This is a genomic window from Fuscovulum ytuae (assembly GCF_029953595.1).
Taxonomy (GTDB): domain Bacteria; phylum Pseudomonadota; class Alphaproteobacteria; order Rhodobacterales; family Rhodobacteraceae; genus Paragemmobacter; species Paragemmobacter ytuae.
Map to the genome: position 1 here is coordinate 1,350,728 of NZ_CP124535.1, position 18,721 is coordinate 1,369,448.

The following is an 18,721-nucleotide window of genomic DNA, read 5'->3' on the forward strand; positions in this document are numbered from 1 at the left end:
TGCCTGCCTTACCGATGGACCACCGATTTATGCGCGCCCCCTTCCCTGCCGTTTTCAAGACCTTTGCCGCCCTTGCCCTTGCCACCATTCTTTCCGCCTGCGTCCACGAAGGCGGGACAACAATGTCCAACGTCAAGCCGGGCGAACCGAAGCTTGTCGAAGGGGCCTATCTGGCTACCAAGGATGCCAATATCGACATCCCCGCCCTGCCGGTCGAGGAAATCCCCCAACAGTTCCGCCGCCAGTCCGTCTATTTCGAAACAGCCGAGGCACCGGGAACCATCATCATAAACCCATCCCAGCGCGTGCTGCATTACGTGACGGGCAAGAACCAGGCGATCCGCTATGGCATCTCGGTCGGACGTGCGGGCTTTGAATGGGCCGGCACCGCCATCGTCAACGAAAAGAAACCCTGGCCGACTTGGACCCCGCCAAAGGAAATGATCGCCCGCGACCCGAAACTGGCGAAATGGGAAAAAGGCCAGCCGGGAGGTCCGACCAACCCGCTTGGCGCCCGCGCCATCTACCTGACAACGAACGGCGTGGATTACGGCTACCGCATCCACGGCACGCCGGAATGGCGGTCGATCGGGCGGAATGCCTCATCGGGCTGCATCCGTATGATCAATCAGGATGTGATCGACCTCTACAACCGCCTTCAGGGTGGCGAAAAGGTTGTCGTGCTGACGCGCGATGGCGAATACCCCACCCGCCTGATCCTGCCGCCGCCCACGCCGGTGAAAAAGGTGGAACCCGCCCCCGTTGTCGTGCCCGCCGCCATGCCCAGCTTCAACCCGCTGCTGCAAGGCGTGCCACCCGCGCTTCAGGCCCCGGCGGCCACCACGCCCAGCACCACCGCGCCGTCCACGACAACGACCACAACGACAAACGGCTGACGCAACCGCCGCAAAGCAAAGGGCCGCTGCGGCACCCCGCAGCGGCCCTTTTTCCATTCTCGGCCTGCCCTCAGGCCAGCCAGCGATCGTAATCCGACACCAAAAGATGCTTTGGCGCAACATCCTCTTCGATTTCGGAAAACCGCCCGATCTTCTTGGAAACAAAGACATTGTCGGTGACGTCGTCATTCACCGTCGACACCTCGCCGATCAGCACATCGCCGCCCTCACCCCAGAAGGCGTGCCAATCCCCCGGCATCAGCGTCACGCTTTCCCCCGGCGACAAAAGGATGACCTCGCCCCCTGTGAACGGCCGCGGCACCCCGTCGCAATGCACCACACCACCTTGGGTTTCGGAAAAGCTCCCATCCGGGTTCGACCCGTTCAACCGCACGGCCAACTTGGCCCCGCCGCGGTTGATGATATCCTCAGCCTTGACCACATGGGTATGGCAGGGCGAATGCTGATCCGCCCGCGAGATCAACAGCTTTTCAGCATAGCACATGCCACCGCCACGCTGCAGATCGGCCAGCCGCCCGTTCCGCAGCGTGAACAGGAACAGCCCCAACTCATCAAATGCCCCCTGCCCGTAATCGGTGATGTCCCACCCCATCCGGGCCTGGATGATCGCCCCCGCGCTGTCTTTCCGCGCCTTGAATTCGTCCGGCGACCAATAAGCGAAGGGAGGCAGGACGAACCCATAATGGCGGATCATGTCATCCGCCGCTGCCATGATCTCGTTGATGCGTGACCGTTTCATCCCAGCCCCTCCCGACGTGAAACCGTTTCCACCATCTAGACCTATGCCCCATCCCCCAACAAGGCCGTTCTGCGCCAGAACCGCAACGTCAGCGCCACCCCGGCCGCAGCCAGCGCAAGGATATAGCCCGCCCAGATGCCCGAAGGCCCCATACCGCCCCAATGCGCCAAGGCATAGCCAAGCGGCAGGGCCACGGGCCAATAGGCAATGGCCGACACCACCGCAGGCCAAGCAGTATCAGACAGCCCCCGCAGCGACCCCAGCATCGCCGATTGCACCGCGTCGCTGATCTGCATCGGCGCAAAGACCAGAAAGATCGCCGCCGCCACCGCCACCACCTCAGGGTCGTCGGTCACCAGCCGTGCAATCGCCTCCCCTTCCAACGCCAACGCCACTGCCGCTGCAACCAGCCAGACCCCCGCCACCACCACAGCGGCCAGCGCAATGGGGCGAAGCGCGCCCATATTCGCCGCCCCCCGTTCCTGCGCCACACGGATCGCCACCGCGCCCGCTACGCCAAGCGGCAGCATATAAAGAACCCCGCCCACCGCCTGCGCCACCTGATTTCCCGCCAAGGCCACCGTGCCAAAGGCCCCGATCATCAGCGTCGCCACGCTGACCGACGCGGTTTCCACCACATACATCGCCCCAAGTGGCGCGCCCTCACGGAACGTCACCCCCATGTCGCGCAGCGCCACCTGCCGCCGCAGCCGCAACCGCCGCATCGACGGGGCAAGGCGCCACCAGAGATAGGCCGCCAGCAAGGCCAGCGTCTCGGCAAGGAACGAGGCAAGCCCTGCCCCCGTCAGCCCCAATTGCGGCAGAGGACCGATCCCCCAGATCAGCGCATAGTTCAGTGGCACGTTGATCACGACGCCGAGAAAGGCAAAGGCCGTCCCCAGCCAAGGGCGATCCACCGCCTCGAAAGCCGACTTGAAGACAGTCAGCACCGCAAAGGGGATCAGGAAGGCACAGATCCAGAACCAATAGGCCCGCATCGCCCCCACAACCTCTTCTGGCTGGCGCAACAGCGGCAGCAATGGCCACAGCGCCGCCATAAGCACCGCCGAACCCACCCCCACCAACGCGCCCAAGGCCAGCCCAGACCGCAGGATACCCGGTATCGCCAGCCCCGCACCCGCGCCCCAAGCGGCCCCAATCCGCACCGACAGCGCCGACAACAGGCCATAGATCGCCGCATAGAACAGCACCGCCACCGCCCCGGTCAGCCCGACCGCCGCCAGTGGAACCGGCCCCAAAGGCGCCAGCATCACCGAATCCGTCACCCCGATCAGCGTCGATGCCGCCAACCCCATCACGATCGGCAGCGCCAGACCCACGATCCCCGGCACTTCCCGCCAGATCGCTCCGATCAACCCCTGCCCTTGCACTTGCCGCGCCCTTCCGTTTCACATACGGTTCGTATGTGAAACCCCTAACTCACATACGGACCGTATGTCAATCTCAGCACAACCCACCCTTCGCCCACAGGGCCGAGCCGAGGCCGCAGAACAGACCGCCGCGCGCCTGCTCGCCACCGCGCGGCAGTCCTTTGCCACCCAAGGGTTCGCCCATGTCTCGCTCGATGCATTGGCCGCCGAGGCAGGCGTGACCCGTGGCGCATTGCATCACCATTTTCAGAACAAGGCCGGGCTGTTCGAGGCCGTCTTCCGTGCCGTCGATGCCGAAATCGGGGATGAACTTGACCGCATCTACGACGCCGCAGGCGACCCGTGGCACGGCCTCACCGCCTGTTATCACGCTTATCTCGACCTCGCGCTGCAACCCGCCAATGCGCGCATCCTCTTTCGCGATGCGCCTGCCGTCATGGGGGCCCGCGCGATGGATATCCTGATGGAAAGCGGCTTTGCCACCATCGTCGAAGAACTTGCAGCCCTTATAGCGGCGGGGCGTATCCGCCCGCTTGACCCCGTCGCAGCAGCGCATCTGCTGAACGGTGCGGTGATGGCGCAGGCGCTCTGGCTCGCGGGTTGCGATGGCGGCACGGATGCGCAGCGCAGCGCCGCGCATGCCGCGCTCGCGGCCATCTTCGACGGTCTTACCGTGACGCGCTGATCAGGCCCGCCGTGCCAAAGCTGCAGGCCCCGCCCGCCGTGCGGCGGCAAATTCCGCCACCGCCTTGCCAAAGGCCGTGAACAGCGGCCGCGACACCGGATCGGCGGCGGCATTCCATTCCGGATGCCATTGCACCGAAAGGGTAAACCCCGGCGCATCCTTCACATAGATCGCCTCGGGCGTCCCATCCGGGGCCAGACCGTCAATCACGATCCCCTGACCCGCCCGCGCGATCCCCTGCCCGTGCAGCGTGTTGGTCATCACTTCTTCCGCCCCCATCAGCCGATGAAACACGCCCCCCGGCGTGAACCGCACCGAATGGCGCAGGGCGAACTTCTCTTCCATCGTGCCATCAGGCGGCATCCGATGGTTCATCCGCCCCGGCAGATCGCGGATCTCGGGGTGTAGCGTGCCGCCCAGCGCCACATTCACCTCTTGAAACCCACGGCAAATGCCAAGGAAGGGCTGTCCCCGCGCGACGCACTCCCGCACCAAGGGCAGCGTCACCGCATCCCGGCAGCGGTCGAAACTGCCATGCGCGGGCGTCTCTGCCTCGCCATATTCGCTCGGATGCACATTCGGGCGCCCCCCGGTCAAAAGGAACCCATCGCAAAACTCCAGCAACTCCTCAACCGACACGAAAGCCGGGTTCGTTGGAATGATCACCGGCAGGCATCCCGCCACCTTCGCCACCGCCTCGGAATTCATAAGGCCACCGGCATGGACGGGATATTCGTTGTTGATCATGTTCATGTTGCCGATGATCCCGACAACAGGTCGGCGGCCTTGGGCTGTCATGGCGTGGTCATCCTTCCGTCGTCCTACAGGATAGGCCGCCTAGCCGCGCCTGCAAAGGCCCCTGCCCCTTTTGCCCTGTGCGCCCATGCAGGGGCGGGGTGCAAAGGCCCCGCCGCAGGGCATTCCGCCCGACGAATGCGCAGCGCGCAAAACTGTCACGTCCCTGTGTCTTGCCTTCCAGCAGGGGGAACCTTTCAGACTCTTTCGACAAGCTGAACCAAACGAGGAATCCATGACCCGCCACCTGTCCATCGCCGCCCTTCTTTCCCTGACCTTCGCCCTTCCCTTGGCGGCCCAGACGGCGGATCATTCCGGCCATGGCATGTCGCATGGGGCCGACCACGGGATGATGGACGACAGCCCCTCCACCATGGCCTTTAAGGATGCCAATGCCCGCATGCATATGGGCATGGATATCCCCTTCACCGGCAATGCCGATATCGATTTCATCCGTGGCATGATCGCCCACCATCAGGGGGCCATAGACATGTCGCGCGTCGTGATCGACCACGGCACCGACTCCGATGTGAAGAAGCTGGCAGAAGAGATCATCGCAGCCCAGGAAGGCGAGATCAAATGGATGCAGGATTGGCTTGCCAAGAACGGCGGCTAAACCACCGCGCGCCCCACAACCCCGGCGGCGGCGGCAAGGCCGCCCTCACCAAAGGGAATGCCAAGGCTGACCATCCCCGCCTCCATCACCGCCAGTGCGCCCAGCGTCATATGTGCATTCACATGCCCCATATGTGCCACCCGTAGGAAGCCGTGATAGGCGGGGTCCGTCGATGCCGCCATCCCCAGCCCGATCCCCAACGTCACGCCCGCCTTCTGTTCCGTCCATTCCCGCAGCCGCGTCGCATGCGGCGCACCCAACCGCGCCGCCGTGACCGATCGGCCCCGATGCACAGGCTCCGCGACGTTCAGCCCGATCTCCGGGTTCCCCGCGGCCCAGCAGTCGAACGCCGCCCAGACTGCCTGCGCCAGCACCTCATGCCGCGCCCAGACCGCCTCTAGCCCTTCCTCGTCCAAGATCATCGTCAGGCTTTCACGCAACCCGAACAGATGATGCGTCGGCGCCGTGCCGTTCCAATACTGCCAGAACTCCGCCGCATCCGCGCGCGGGGTCCAATCCCAATAGGGCGTCCGCAGGTCCGATGTCCGGCACCGCTCGCGCGCCTTTTCCGAAAACCAGACGAACCCGATTCCCGGCGGCACCATCAGCCCCTTCTGGCTGGCCGCCACCATCACATCGACGCCCCATGCATCCATGCGAAACGCGTCACAAGCCAGGGACGCGATGCAATCCACCGCCAGCAGCGCGGGATGCCCCACCGCATCCATCACCGACCGCAACTGCGCCACATCCGTCCGCACCGTGCTCGCGGTATCCACATGCGTCGTCAGCACCGCCTTGAAGCGATGCGCCTTATCCGCCCGCAGCGCCGCCTCCACCCGCGCGAAATCGACAGGGGAGGATTTGCCGAAATCCAGCACCTCCACCTCTACCCCCAGCGCCCGCACAGACTCGGCCCAGGACAGGCCGAACCGCCCCGTCGCCAAGACCAGCGCCCGGTCCCCGCGCGAGAAGAGGTTCATATTCGCCGCTTCCCAGACGCCATGCCCATTGGCGATGAACAGCGCCACGTTCTGTGCCGTCCCCGCCACCCGCCGCAGATCGGGCCACAGCGTTTCCACCATCTCCGGCAGCTTGCCCTCATAGATATTGGGGGCCGCCCGATGCATGGCCGCCAGAACGCGGTCAGGCATCACCGAAGGGCCGGGAATGGCCAGATAAGGGCGGCCGTTCGACAGGGTCATCGCATCCTCCTTGGGGCAAGCGCCCAATGGCTATGCCCGCCGCAAAGGAAGGTCAACCACCCCCCCCACCCCCCCCCAACCCTTGCCGCTCCACCCCATTCGCGCTAGTCACGGGCACCCATAGGCCCCGCAGCCAAAGGCTTAGCCGCTTGCCCGAACCGCAGAAGACCCATGCAATCGACCGGACAGGGGATGGCGACCCCGCCTATGCCTCGCGCCCCCTGTTCCGCAGGCTGTGGCAAGGCTATCTGCGCCCGCATCTTTGGCTGATGATCGCGGCCTTCATCGTCATGGCGGTGGAAGGCAGCACGCTCGGCCTGCTCTCTTGGATGATCGAACCGCTGTTCGACCGCGTCTTCGGCCCCGATGGTGGAGGGGAAATCCTCTGGGTGGGCCTTGCCATCCTCGGCCTTTTCGTCCTGCGCGCGATCACCACCATCGTGTCGCGCTCTCTCCTCACCCTTGTTTCGGTCCGCATCGCCTCGGCCATGCAGGTGGATATGCTGGCGCATATCCTGCGCCAGTCGGGCGGGTTCTTCCAGAACCATCCCCCCGGCGCGCTAATGGACCGGGTGCAAGGCGACACCACCGCCGTCCAAGGCATCTGGCAAACCGTCATCGTTTCGGCCGGCCGCGACATCGTCGCCCTCATCGGCCTTTTCGCCGTCGCCATCGCCATCGACCCACAATGGACACTCGCCGCTCTTATCGGTGCGCCCCTCCTCATCGTGCCCGCCGTTGTCCTGCAACGCTATTTGCGCCGCAAATCCGTCCAGCTGCGCGAGGCGACCGCCGCCCGCTCCACCCGGCTGGACGAGATTTTCCACGGCATCAACGCGATCAAGCTGAACCGTCTTGAAACCTACCAATCCACCCGCTTCCTGACGACAGTCCGCGCCCTGAACCGCGCCTATTCCAAATCCATCGTCGCGGCCCAGACCATGCCCGCCATGATCGACATCGTCACGGGGCTGGGCTTCTTCGCCGTCCTCATGCTCGGCGGGCGCGAGGTGGCGGAAGGCGAACGCACGGTCGGCGAATTCATGTCCTTCTTCACAGCCATGACGCTCACCTTCCAACCCATTCGCCGTCTGGGCGAAGTGGCCGGAACATGGCAGATCGCCGCCGCCTCCCTCGAACGCATCTTCCGCCTGCTCGACACCGATACCGAAGAACGCCGCCCTGACGCGCAGCCCCTGCCTGCTGCCACCCAAAGCCCCGGCATCGAATTCCGCGACGTGCATTTCGCCTATCCCGGCGTGCCCGTTCTGAACGGCCTTTCTTTCACCGCGCCCGCTGGCCGGATGACCGCCATCGTCGGTCCCTCTGGCGCGGGGAAATCCACGATTTTCCACCTGCTCACGGCCCTTGCCGAACCCGTTGCGGGCGACATCCTGATTGACGGCCACCCCGCCACCCGCCTCACGCTTCCCGATCAACGCGCCCTCTTTGCCACCGTCTCGCAGGACACCGCGCTCTTCGACGAATCCCTGCGCGAAAACATCCTTCTCGGCCGGCCCGACATCCCCGAAGACCGCCTGTCCAGCGTCACTCAGGCCGCGCAACTGGCCGACCTTCTCTCCACCCTCCCCGGCGGCCTTGACGCCCCCGCAGGCCCGCGCGGATCGGCCCTGTCGGGTGGCCAGCGCCAGCGCATCGCCATCGCCCGCGCCCTCGTCGCGGATGCGCCCGTCCTTCTTCTGGATGAGGCGACCTCCGCGCTCGATAGCCGGTCCGAGGCCGCGGTGGCCGAGGCGCTGGCCTCCCTCGCCAAGGGCCGCACGACGCTGGTGATCGCCCACCGCCTCTCTACCGTGCGCGAGGCGGATCAGATCCTCGTCCTCGACAAGGGCCGCGTCGTCGAACAGGGCCGCCATGATGACCTGATCGCCCAAGGCGGCCTCTACGCCGGCCTCTACGCCTTGCAGTTCAAGGACTGACGCTTATCTTGGCCCCCGAAAGGATACCGCAGATGCACGGGGAAAAGGCCACAGATCGCCGGATCGTCACCCTCGACGGGGCCGATGCGCTGCATTTTCTTCAGGGTCTTGTCTCCAACGATGTCCGCCCGCTGGAAACGGGCGCGGGCCTTGTCTGGGCCGCCCTCCTCACCCCGCAGGGCAAATATCTGGCCGATTTCCTGATCGCCCGCCTGCCCGACGGCACCCTTCTTCTTGACCTGCCCGAAGCGCTGGCCGATGCCACGCTCCGCCGCCTGAACATGTATCGCCTGCGCGCCGATGTGCGCCTCGCGCCGTCGTCCCTGCACGTCCTGCGCGGCCTAGGCCCCGCCCCTGAAGGCGCCTTCCCCGACCCGCGCCATCCAGCCTTGGGCTGGCGGCTCTACACCACCACCCCCGGCACGGACCCCGCCATCGACTGGGACGCGATCCGCGTCGCCCATGTGATCCCGGATGCGGGCCGCGAACTGATCCCCGATGACAGCTATATCCTCGAAGCGGGGTTCGAACGCCTGCACGGCGTCGATTTCCGCAAGGGCTGTTATGTCGGGCAAGAAGTCACCGCACGGATGAAGCACAAGACCGAACTGCGCAAAGGCCTTGTCCGCGTCCGCATCACGGGCGACGCCCCTTTCGGCAGCCCGATCTTGGCCGATGGGCGCGAGGCTGGAACCCTTTTCACCCGCTCTGGCGACCACGCCCTTGCCCATCTCCGGCTCGACCGCGCGACAGGCCCGATGCAGGCCGGAGAAGCCACAATCACCCTTGCCCCGGACAATGTGGCATGAGCTTTGCCCTCGTCACTGTGACGTGACGGGAAAAAGGCACAAATAAGTTGAAGAATTGTAAACACTGCCTATATGTCGCGGGCAGGTTATCGCCGATCCGACGATATATTGTATCGATACAGGAAAGTCTTGCACCAAATGCATGGCTGACCTGCTAAAAGGACAATACCGAATCGTGACCAAATGGTCATATTCGCCGGACGCCAGAAAAGACAAGAACAGGACAACGACGAGATGGTCGATTTCGTTGATGGCACCGCCTTCAATTACGAACAGGGTCAGCGGGCGCGCAAGCTCTTCGCTGCCGTGGTTCTCGCTGCGCTCGATGATGCGATCGCGGATGACAAGAAATACGGGAATGGCCCGGAACAGATCGCCCGCTGGGCGCGCTCCCGCGATGGGCGCGAAGTTCTGTCCTGCGCCGGGATCGATCCCAATGAACGGGTCGTCAAAGGCCTGATGGATTTCGTCGCCAAAGGCGTGCGGACTTCTGTCGCGCTGTCGCGCGAGGAATCGGAACGCCGCCACGCGCTTGAGGCCGAACAGGCCGAAGCCGCCTGATCAGGGCGCGTCGTCCCGCCAAAGCAAAACGCGCCCCATGGGGCGCGTTTCGTTTTTCCCGGCAGTCGCCTTATTCGAAATCCCGCACCGCAAGCGCCCGCGCAATTTCGGCGCGCACCAGCTTGCGCACATTGCGGGTGATCCGCTCGCCCAGCGCGCCCTGCAATTCCTCGCGGATGATGTCACGCACCAGATCGCGCAGCATCTCTTCGTCGAAATGCCGATCATCATGGTCGTCATCGTCAAACCGCGCAAAGACCGTGGCCGTCGCCTCATCCTCCAGCTCGCGCCGAATCTCGGCCTCGGCGGCATCGGCCCAATCGGCATCCTCTGACACGGCGGACGGCCCCGCTGTCGCCGCAGGCGCTGACTCAAGCGCCACCTCCGGCTCGGCCTCTACCTCCGTCTCCATCCGCGCCCAATCGGGCAGATCGGATGGCACCGCGCTTTCCGGCGCAGGCAAACCGCCCTCCACAGGCGTGGGACGGTCAATCGCCATCGGCTCCACCTCGGACCAACCCGGATCTTCGGGCGCCTCGGCCTCCATCGGGGCCTGTTCACCGGGGTCGGACCAATTCGCTTCCGGCGCATCCGACGGCGGCCAGTCCTCGGCCTCGGTCACCATCGGTGCCTCTGCCTCCTCGGCCTCCATCTCCATGGACGGATCGGCCGTCTGTTCCACCGGGGCGACCGGGGCCTCGGACCATGCCTCGCCCGCAGCCTCGACTGCCGCCTCTGCCTCGCTCGCCCAATCCGACCGCGGCTCCGCCGCCGCTTCGGCCACAGGTTCCCAATCCTCTTCCGGCATCGCCCGCGTCACGCGGTCCACGACCGATGCGCCCCGCCCTTGCCGCACCGACTGAAAAGACGGCACCGAGGCCTCAGAGGCCTTCGCCGCTTCTTCCGTTTCCGGATCGATCCGCAGGGCCGGCGTCAGAATCAGCTTGTCCCCCGCCGGGGCCTCTGCCGCCGCCGCCACAGAGGGCGCAGCCGCCTCGGATTTCGGGCTGGGCCGCAGATCTTCGGACACCAGACGGCGAATAGAGGACAGAACATCCTCGATCTCGACGGAACTCAACCGTTCGGACATTTCGGTGCAGACCTCTCGGATGCGCGATGCATGGATACGATTCTATCGCCCACAACAGTGGCGATATCAAGGAAAGGCAACAGGCGGCACCCATGTGCCGCCTTGCCGTGACCCTTTGGCCAACCTCTTAGTCGCCGATCTTGTCGAGGATGCGCTGCAACTTCTTGCCCTGCGGGCTGGTGATCGGGGCGTTTTTCACGGCGTTATAATAGACCGCCGGGTCATAGGTCGGCACGCCAAGACCCAGATGTTCCACAGACAAAAGCCCCATCGTCGACAACAGGCTATAGACGCCCACATAGCGCTGCGCCTCGGCCTGCAATTTCGTCGCCCGTGCGTCCAGCAGTTCCTGCTCGGCGTTCAGAACGTCAAGCGTCGTGCGCGCACCCAAGGTGGCTTCCTCGCGCACCCCTTCAAAGGCAGTCTGCGCGGCCTGCACCTGCAACGTGCCCGCCTGGATCGAGGCAGCCGCCACTTCCAGCGCAGACCAAGCATTGCCGACATTCTCGCCCACGGTGATCGTGGTCTGCAAAAGCCCCGATTCCGCCGCCTCTTTATTCGCCAGCGCCGCGCGATGGGCCGAATGCAGCGCGCCCCCGGCATAAAGCGTCTGGTTGAACGACAAGGACAGGCTATCGCGCCGGGTGTCGGTATCCACGTTTTTCGCAATGCCGCCCTGCAGGGTGATCGACGGGCGCATTTCGGCCTTCGTCGCTTCCACTCCCAGATTGGCGATCGTCACCTGACGCTGTGCCTGCAAAATGTCGGGATGGGTCCGCAGCGCGATCATGCGCGCCTCTTCCATCGACCGCGCGGTTTTGGGCAGCGCAGGCAGGCCCGCCAGATTGCCCGGATAGGCCCCGGTCACCGCACGATACCGCTCGCGCGCCACGGCGAAATCGCCTTCCGCCGCCGCCAGACCCGACCGCGCCGCCGCAAGCCGCGCCTCGGCGATGGCCACATCGGTGCGCGTCACCTCACCCACCTCGAACCGATCCTGCGCCGCCCGCAATTCCTGCGTAATCAGCCGCACGTTGTTCTGGCGCAGCGACACGATCTCGGCCTGCAACCGCACATCGACATAGGCGCTGACCGCCGAAAGCAGCACCTGCGCCTCAAGATCCTTTAGCGCCTCGCGCGTTGCCAGCACGGTTTCCTTGGCGATCTCCACGCCCGCGCGCTTGCGCCCGAAATCGTAAACTGTCCACTGCACCGCCAATTGGAAGGTCGTCTGCAACTCATCCGCCCCGAACGTATCGGGGTCTGTATCGCTGTTCTGCGCTTCGGCCACGAAATTGACCACCGGGCGCAGCGCGGCCACTGCCTGCGCCACATCCTCATCCGCCGCCCGCAACAGCGCTTCGTTTTGATCCAAAAGCTTGGAGTTCTTATAGGCCGAAACCAGCGCATCGGCGAGCGTTTCACCCTGAACCGCCCCGGCACCAAGCCCAAGGACGGAAACCGCCACAGCCGAAAGGAATCTGCGCATCATCAACAACCCTCTCCCGTCGCGGCCCGTTCGGCGGCCCGCTCATTCCGATTGCCCCGCGCCAAAACCTTGCGGGGCCTGAACCATCACGTCAAAGAACGAACCCGCGCACCGCCGCAAATCCCGGCAAAACCGGGGCCGCGGCATTGAACACCTGCCGCCACGTCACCGCACCATCAATCTTATATCCCACACGCGCCACGCCCAATGCGCCTTCCATGAAGACCGCACCGATCCGCCCGCCTTCCTTCAGCTGATCAAGGATCGCCTGCGGCACCACCTCGACCCCGCCCTGAATGGTAATCACATCAAAAGGCGCATGTTTCGCATCCCCGGCGGTCAGCGGTCCCACCACAACGGCGGCATTGTCCACACCCTCGGCCGACAGGCTGCGCTGCGCCTCGGCGGCTAACGCCTCATCCTCCTCGACCGCGACAACGGCATCGGCCAGACGCGCGATCACCGCCGTCGAATAGCCAAGGCCACACCCCAGATCGAGAACCAGCTCCGTTGGCTGCACATCCAGCGCATCCAGCATCTTGGCCAGCGTCCGCGCCTCCAGCACCACACGTCCTGCGGCAATTTCAAGGTTCTCACCCACATAAGCCGCCTCGCGCTTGCCCTGCGGCACGAACACCTCGCGCGGCACGGTCAGCATCGCCTCGATGATTGGAAACTTGGTCACGTCGGAAGGGCGCACCTGCGTGTCCACCATCATCACCCGCCGGGTCGCGAAGTCACTCATCGGTCTGAACTCATCAGTCTGGAGGTTTCCGTCAACGTGTCTGCCACACTTCACCGGGGTGGGCAACGGGCCAAAGGTCCGAACGCGAACAAGGCTTTGCGTCTTGTCGCCGCGCCGCCACGCTTTTTAGTGGCACAAGCGGGTCTTGCAAATCCCGCGCAACCGGGGTTCCCTGCCCGCGCTTCAGAGGGAGGGACGGATGAAACTGTTGCGCGTGGGTCAACCCGGGGCCGAAGTGCCGGCCATTCTTGATGCGGCAGGCCGCATTCGCAGCTTGCAGGGCATCGTGCCCGATATTGCGGGCCAAACGCTGACGCCCGAGGGCCTTGACCGCCTGCGCGCCATTGACCCGAACACCCTGCCCGAACTGCCCGCCGATGCCCGCATCGGCCCCTGTGTCGGTCAGGTGGGCAAATTCGTCTGCATCGGCCTGAACTATGCCGATCACGCCGCGGAATCGAATCTGCCGGTGCCGAAGGAACCAGTGATCTTCCTGAAAGCCAATTCCGCCATCGTCGGCCCGAATGACGACGTGCTGATCCCCCGCAATTCCCAAAAGACGGATTGGGAAGTGGAACTGGGCGTCATCATCGGCAAACCCGCCTCTTACGTATCCGAGGCCGAAGCCATGGATCATGTCGCAGGCTATTGCGTCATCAATGACGTCTCGGAACGCGAGTTTCAGATCGAACGTGGCGGCACTTGGGACAAGGGCAAGGGCTGCGACACCTTCGGCCCGATCGGCCCTTGGCTCGTGACGGCGGATGAGGTGGCCGATCCTCAGAACCTTTCCATGTGGCTCGATGTGGATGGCCACCGCTACCAGAATGGCTCGACAAAGACGATGGTCTTCGGCGTCCGCCATCTGGTGCATTACGTCAGCCAGTTCATGACCCTGCATCCCGGCGACGTGATCTCGACCGGCACGCCCCCCGGCGTGGGGATGGGCGTGAAACCCGCGCCCGTCTACCTGAAAGGCGGCGAGGTGATGCGCCTTGGCATCGAAGGCCTTGGCGAACAGCGCCAGAAGGTGGGCCATGCCTGAACCGTAGGATGGGCGGTATCGCCCAACCTACCCATCGGCCCCCGCGTAGGATGGGCAATCCTGCCCATCCACCCGGTCAGACCAACCGCAACCCAGGCCGCGCCACTTCGTGCCGCCCCGTGGCGCGGCGCACCGTCGCCGCGATGTCCTTGGCGGACAGCCCCGCCCAGTCATACATCTGCGCGGGGCTGCCCTGATCGATGAACCGGTCGGGCAAGGTCATCGTGCGGATCGCGCGGCCCTTCTCCAACCCGCCCGAATTGGCCAGATGGTGCAGGACCAGCGCGCCGAAGCCACCCGTCGCCCCTGTCTCCAGCGTCACAAGCACCGGGTGATCCTCGACCAGCAGGTCGATCAGTGCGGTATCCAGCGGCTTGGCAAAACGCGCATCGGCCACCGTTACCGAAATGCCCTCTGCCTCCAGCATCTCAGCCGCCGCCAGAGCCTCTGCCAGATGCGCACCATAGGACAGGATCGCCGCATCCGACCCAACCCGCAGCACGCGCCCCTTGCCGATGGGCAACGGCTCGCCCCGCAGGGGCATTTCCACCCCCATCCCTTCGCCGCGCGGATAGCGGAAGGCAATGGGGCCTTCGTCATGCGCCATGGCGGTGGCCACCATATGCACCAGATCCGCCTCATCCCCCGCTGCCATTACAGTAAAGCCGGGAAGGTTCGCCAGAAACCCGATGTCAAAGGCCCCCGCATGGGTCGCCCCATCCTGCCCCACCAGACCCGCCCGGTCGATGGCAAAGCGCACGGGCAAGCCTTGTAGCGCCACGTCATGCACGATCTGGTCGTATCCCCTCTGTAGGAAGGTGGAATAGATCGCGCAAACCGGCTTCAACCCCGCCGCCGCCATGCCTGCGGCCAGCGTCACGCCATGCTGTTCGGCAATCCCCACGTCAAAGACCCGCGACGCGAAGCGCCGCGCCATGATGTCCAGCCCCGTCCCCGACGGCATCGCCGCCGTGATGGCCAAGATGCGCGGATCGCGCGCGGCCTCTTCCGTCAGCGCATTGCCAAAGACCGTTGTATAAGAGGGCGCGTTGGACTTGGCCTTGGCCTGCTCTCCGGTCTCAGGGTTGAACTTCGACACACCATGATACTTGTCCGCGCTGTTCTCGGCGGGGGCAAAGCCCTTGCCCTTCACCGTCACCGCATGGATCAGCACCGGCCCCGTCGCCCGCGCCCTTGCCGCCCGCAGCGTGGCCAGCACCTGCCCCATGTCATGCCCGTCGATGGGGCCGACATAGGAAAAGCCCAACTCCTCAAACAGCGTCCCGCCTCCCGGCATCCCCGTCACCAGTGCCCGCGCCCGCCGCGCGCCATCGCGCATCGGTCCCGGCAGATGGTTCTCAAACTCCTCCGCAGCCGCCTTGAACAGCGCAAGCGGACCCTTGGCCGCAATCTCGTTCAGATATTTCGACAAGGCCCCCACAGGTGGCGCGATGCTCATGTCATTGTCATTCAAGATCACGAACAGCCGCTTGCCCAGATGGCCCGCATGGTTCATCGCCTCATAGGCCATGCCCGCCGTGATGGCCCCATCCCCAATGACGGCAATGGTATCGCCCACCGGCATCCCCATCTCCCGCCCCATGGCAAAGCCCAAGGCGGCCGAGATAGAGGTCGAAGAATGCGCCGCCCCAAAGGGATCGTATTCGCTTTCCGACCGCTTGGTGAAGCCCGACACGCCCCCCCCCTGCCGCAGCGAGCCCATCCGATCGCGCCGCCCGGTCAGTATCTTGTGCGGATAGCATTGATGGCCGACATCCCAGATCAGCTTGTCACGCGGCGTGTCAAAGACGGCATGGATCGCCACCGTCAATTCCACCACACCAAGCGACGATCCCAGATGCCCGCCCGTCCGGCTGACCACCTCGATCGTCTCGCGCCGCAACTCATGCGCCAGCCGTGCAAGCTCCGCGTCGGAAAGACCCTTCAGGTCGGAAGGCCCCGCCACGCGGTCGAGGGTCGGCGTCCGGCTGTCGATGCTGCTCATGGCTATCCCCTTTCCGGGAAAGAAAAAAGTGCCGTGTCGGGTCTACCAACACGGCACCAGGTCCCTGTCGCCAACAGGAAGGGAACCGGGCTGTGGTTGCGCCCCGGATCCGGGCCGGCGAATTGGCCCGAATGATGGCGGTCCGGGCGGGCATTGCGCGCCCGGACCCAAGTTTCAGATCAGGCGACATCCGTCACGGCGGGGGCCGTGATCAGGAAGGCGTTCGGATCGGGTGCCTGCTTGCTTTCTTCCGGAAGCAAAAGACCGATCCCCCAGACCGCGAAGAGAAGCGCGGCGACCGACAGGACGAACAAGGCCGCCCATCCCGCCCCGGCCATCATCTGGTACAAGGCCCAGGACCGCAGCGCCGCACCCGGCTTCTGTTGAAGGAAGTCGTTGTCAGTCATCATTTCCTCCTCAATCCAGCGGCGCGTAGCCGTGGTCCTGTGCCCAGACGTACCAGTTGTCCACGACCGTCCCGGTGATCAGGATGCCGATCCCGCCCGTAAGCGTCACCAGCACCGCAAACCACCACGCCCAGCGGTGAATACCTTCCATCGTCGCGTTGAAACCCATGGTCCAGCGCCAGAACAATGCCGCGCGTTCCGACGCGGTGCCCCGGTCTGCGATCTGCTCCAGTTCCCGGTCCCCGCCAAAGCGCGACACCGCAAGAATGGTGGCGCCATGCATGGCGAACAAGAGGGCCGAGCCGTAAAGGAAGGCGATGCTCAGCGCGTGGAACGGGTTATAGAACAGGTTGCCATAGGTCAGGCTGAAGTTGTTGGTCCAGTCGAGGTGGCTGAAGATCCCATAGGGCACGGCCTCGGACCACGATCCCATCAGGATCGGCCGGAAGAGGCCCAGCACAAGGAACAGCCAGATCGCCGATGCAAAGGCCCAGCTTACATGCTTGCCCATACCCAGCGCCTGCGCCCGCAGATAGGTTCGCACCCACCAAGCGCAGACCGAGATCAGCAGGAAGAAGGACGCGATCAGCCACAGCCCGCCTTCCGCGATGGGCGCAAAGCCCAGCCCATACTCCGACGATGGCGGCTCAAGCGAGAACCAGAACAGGTCCCGCAGGAACACCGCCGGGTTGAACCCGGCCTGATACCAGAACCACGCCCCGCAGAGCATGAACCAGACCGCGCCCGACATCAGCGAGATCACGCCCATGGTGCCCAGATAGACCGGCCCCAGTTGCGCATTCCCGAACCAACCCGCAAGGGTCGAGAAGGACGCGCCTTTGGTGCGGTTCGACAGTTCCACCCCTTCCACCATCCCCATCTCGGGGGCGGCACGCACCTGAACTTGGGTGAAGATGTTCTGATACTCAGCCATTTACGCCTCCTGCGATGTCGGCCCACCACGGCAGTTGCAACCACCAATCCCACCAGACAACCCACTGGTCGAACCAGATGGTGCCCGAGATGATGATGCAGACCGCGCTCCAGAACCCGGCGTTCAGCGCCAGAAGAAGGCCCAGACGGTGGATGCCCAGCGTGCCGACCGAATAGCCGATCAGGTCGCGGAAATAGGTGTCCTCGTGATCCGGCGTCCGCATTTCCTTGCCCTTTTCGGGATTGGCGGCAGACAGGATCAGGGCCCCATGCAGCGACAGCGCCAGCGCGTTCGTGAAGAAGAACGACACCGCGATCATGTGGGCAGGGTTGTAGTGGAAGTTGCCGTAGGTATAGCCCGTGTTCGACACCCAATCGAGGTGCGTCCAGATGCCATAGGGGAAGCCGTAGCCCCATGCCCCCATCATCAGCGGCCGGAACACCACAAGGGTCGCGTAGGCAAGGATCGCGACGCCAAAGGCGACGGGTACGTGAAAGCCCATCCCCAGCTTGCGACAAATCTCCACCTCACGCAGCGCCCAGGAAATGAAGGCACCAAGGGCGCAGATCGTGATCAGCTGCCACAGTCCCCCCTCCATCAGGGGCGCAAAACCCAGCCCGTATTCCACGGGCGGGGGATCTATTGAAATCAGCCACGGGTTCCAGACGCCTTCCATGGCCGTGCCGTAGAAGATCAGGATCGTGCCAAGCGCCGCGAAAAAGAATGTCGTGACGCCAAAAAAACCAACGTAGAATGGCCCGACCCAGAAGTCGAACAGGTTCCCGCCGATGAGCGTGCCCCCCGGCACGCGATATTTCCGTTCGAAGCTGAGCAGTGCCATGCTTCCCTCTCCGCTATGTTGCGACCGGCGGTCGTTCTTCTGGCCGTCGGATTTGCCCGTTCGGGTCGCCGCGGGCGAAGGTGACCCCTCCGCCCGCAGCCAGTGCCTTTCGGCGGCTTACATTGCGGCGTTGCCGACGGCAGCAGCGGTTTGGAACCAGTTGATGCCGTTGCTCAGAACCACCAGGTGGATCATCGCAGCCAGCAAGAACAGGAAGACGCCCTGCGCGACAAAGACGCGACGGGGATCGAAAATGAGCCAGATCTTGTAGAATTTGGACATGTTTTGATCCTCCTCAGAACCAAGGGCGCCAGATGTACGTGGCGATATGGGCGACAACAGCGATGGCCGTGAACAGCCAAAGCCCGCTCATATACACCGAGTGCAGTTCCTGCGCCTGCTCGTCGGTAAGACCTGTGAAGCTCAGGTCGGATTTATCAGCCATTCTATCCTCCGGATGGGCAGACTGACGCCGCACTCCCTGCGGCGGGGTTCACGGTCAGGCGG

General features: G+C 64.4%; 20 protein-coding genes. 7 read left to right on the forward strand and 13 right to left on the reverse strand.

Features of this window, described 5'->3' with window-relative positions:
- Positions 1-14 precede the first annotated feature (14 nt).
- Complete coding sequence (locus QF092_RS06485; protein WP_281468721.1) at positions 15-896, forward strand: L,D-transpeptidase; 882 nt, start codon at positions 15-17, stop codon at positions 894-896.
- Positions 897-966: 70 nt separating this feature from the next.
- Here the strand turns inward: QF092_RS06485 and QF092_RS06490 are convergent, their stop codons facing one another.
- Positions 967-1,656, reverse strand: a complete 690-nt coding sequence (locus QF092_RS06490; RefSeq protein WP_281468723.1) for a D-lyxose/D-mannose family sugar isomerase — start codon at positions 1,654-1,656, stop codon at positions 967-969.
- Positions 1,657-1,697: 41 nt separating this feature from the next.
- Positions 1,698-3,032: an MATE family efflux transporter gene (locus QF092_RS06495; RefSeq protein ID WP_281468725.1), complete on the reverse strand. Its 1,335-nt coding sequence runs from the start codon at positions 3,030-3,032 to the stop codon at positions 1,698-1,700.
- A gap of 79 nt (positions 3,033-3,111) precedes the next feature.
- On the opposite strand from QF092_RS06495, the gene QF092_RS06500 reads away from it, so the two are divergent.
- Positions 3,112-3,732 carry a TetR/AcrR family transcriptional regulator gene (locus tag QF092_RS06500; RefSeq protein ID WP_281468728.1) on the forward strand — a complete coding sequence of 207 codons (621 nt, stop codon included), beginning with the start codon at positions 3,112-3,114 and terminating at the stop codon, positions 3,730-3,732.
- Here the strand turns inward: QF092_RS06500 and QF092_RS06505 are convergent, their stop codons facing one another.
- Positions 3,733-4,530: a gamma-glutamyl-gamma-aminobutyrate hydrolase family protein gene (locus tag QF092_RS06505; protein WP_281468730.1), complete on the reverse strand. Its 798-nt coding sequence runs from the start codon at positions 4,528-4,530 to the stop codon at positions 3,733-3,735. It abuts the gene before it with no gap.
- A gap of 232 nt (positions 4,531-4,762) precedes the next feature.
- Here QF092_RS06505 and copM point away from each other — a divergent pair, with 232 nt between their 5' ends.
- Positions 4,763-5,143, forward strand: a complete 381-nt coding sequence (gene copM / locus QF092_RS06510; RefSeq protein WP_281468731.1) for a CopM family metallochaperone — start codon at positions 4,763-4,765, stop codon at positions 5,141-5,143.
- Here copM and QF092_RS06515 read toward each other — a convergent pair.
- A complete protein-coding gene (locus tag QF092_RS06515; RefSeq protein WP_281468733.1) occupies positions 5,140-6,348 on the reverse strand; it encodes a pyridoxal-phosphate-dependent aminotransferase family protein in 1,209 nt (402 codons plus the stop codon). The genes copM and QF092_RS06515 overlap by 4 nt on opposite strands.
- Before the next feature lie 176 nt (positions 6,349-6,524).
- On the opposite strand from QF092_RS06515, the gene QF092_RS06520 reads away from it, so the two are divergent.
- The 3 genes from QF092_RS06520 to QF092_RS06530 all read left to right on the forward strand — a co-directional run bounded on the left by QF092_RS06520 (position 6,525) and on the right by QF092_RS06530 (position 9,658).
- Positions 6,525-8,288, forward strand: coding sequence for an ABC transporter ATP-binding protein (locus QF092_RS06520; RefSeq protein WP_420026530.1), 1,764 nt, complete (start codon positions 6,525-6,527; stop codon positions 8,286-8,288).
- 32 nt (positions 8,289-8,320) lie between these two features.
- Positions 8,321-9,097: a CAF17-like 4Fe-4S cluster assembly/insertion protein YgfZ gene (gene ygfZ / locus QF092_RS06525; protein WP_281468735.1), complete on the forward strand. Its 777-nt coding sequence runs from the start codon at positions 8,321-8,323 to the stop codon at positions 9,095-9,097.
- Positions 9,098-9,331: 234 nt separating this feature from the next.
- A complete protein-coding gene (locus QF092_RS06530; protein ID WP_101920910.1) occupies positions 9,332-9,658 on the forward strand; it encodes a DUF6280 family protein in 327 nt (108 codons plus the stop codon).
- 70 nt (positions 9,659-9,728) lie between these two features.
- On the opposite strand, the gene QF092_RS06535 is transcribed toward QF092_RS06530, so the two are convergent.
- The 3 genes from QF092_RS06535 to QF092_RS06545 form a co-directional block, all read right to left on the reverse strand.
- Positions 9,729-10,748, reverse strand: a complete 1,020-nt coding sequence (locus QF092_RS06535) for a hypothetical protein (protein WP_281468738.1) — start codon at positions 10,746-10,748, stop codon at positions 9,729-9,731.
- A 127-nt stretch (positions 10,749-10,875) separates the two neighbouring features.
- Positions 10,876-12,240 carry a TolC family outer membrane protein gene (locus QF092_RS06540; protein WP_337250655.1) on the reverse strand — a complete coding sequence of 455 codons (1,365 nt, stop codon included), beginning with the start codon at positions 12,238-12,240 and terminating at the stop codon, positions 10,876-10,878.
- A gap of 88 nt (positions 12,241-12,328) precedes the next feature.
- On the reverse strand, positions 12,329-12,982 hold the full coding sequence (locus QF092_RS06545) for a protein-L-isoaspartate O-methyltransferase family protein (RefSeq protein ID WP_281468740.1): 654 nt from the start codon (positions 12,980-12,982) through the stop codon (positions 12,329-12,331).
- Positions 12,983-13,181: 199 nt separating this feature from the next.
- On the opposite strand from QF092_RS06545, the gene QF092_RS06550 reads away from it, so the two are divergent.
- Positions 13,182-14,027, forward strand: a complete 846-nt coding sequence (locus QF092_RS06550; protein ID WP_281468742.1) for a fumarylacetoacetate hydrolase family protein — start codon at positions 13,182-13,184, stop codon at positions 14,025-14,027.
- Positions 14,028-14,103: 76 nt separating this feature from the next.
- On the opposite strand, the gene dxs is transcribed toward QF092_RS06550, so the two are convergent.
- The 6 genes from dxs to pufB all read right to left on the reverse strand — a co-directional run bounded on the left by dxs (position 14,104) and on the right by pufB (position 18,659).
- Complete coding sequence (dxs, locus tag QF092_RS06555) at positions 14,104-16,032, reverse strand: 1-deoxy-D-xylulose-5-phosphate synthase (protein WP_281468744.1); 1,929 nt, start codon at positions 16,030-16,032, stop codon at positions 14,104-14,106.
- Between the two features lie 179 nt (positions 16,033-16,211).
- Positions 16,212-16,439: an RC-LH1 core complex protein PufX gene (gene pufX / locus QF092_RS06560; protein WP_281468746.1), complete on the reverse strand. Its 228-nt coding sequence runs from the start codon at positions 16,437-16,439 to the stop codon at positions 16,212-16,214.
- A gap of 10 nt (positions 16,440-16,449) precedes the next feature.
- Positions 16,450-17,373, reverse strand: a complete 924-nt coding sequence (pufM, locus tag QF092_RS06565) for a photosynthetic reaction center subunit M (RefSeq protein WP_281468748.1) — start codon at positions 17,371-17,373, stop codon at positions 16,450-16,452.
- Positions 17,366-18,214: a photosynthetic reaction center subunit L gene (gene pufL, locus QF092_RS06570; protein ID WP_281468749.1), complete on the reverse strand. Its 849-nt coding sequence runs from the start codon at positions 18,212-18,214 to the stop codon at positions 17,366-17,368. Before pufL ends, pufM begins: the two co-directional genes overlap by 8 nt.
- 117 nt (positions 18,215-18,331) lie before the next feature.
- Positions 18,332-18,496 carry a light-harvesting antenna LH1, alpha subunit gene (gene pufA, locus QF092_RS06575; protein ID WP_281468751.1) on the reverse strand — a complete coding sequence of 55 codons (165 nt, stop codon included), beginning with the start codon at positions 18,494-18,496 and terminating at the stop codon, positions 18,332-18,334.
- A gap of 13 nt (positions 18,497-18,509) precedes the next feature.
- Positions 18,510-18,659, reverse strand: a complete 150-nt coding sequence (gene pufB / locus QF092_RS06580) for a light-harvesting antenna LH1, beta subunit (protein ID WP_101920918.1) — start codon at positions 18,657-18,659, stop codon at positions 18,510-18,512.
- Positions 18,660-18,721: the final 62 nt, after the last annotated feature.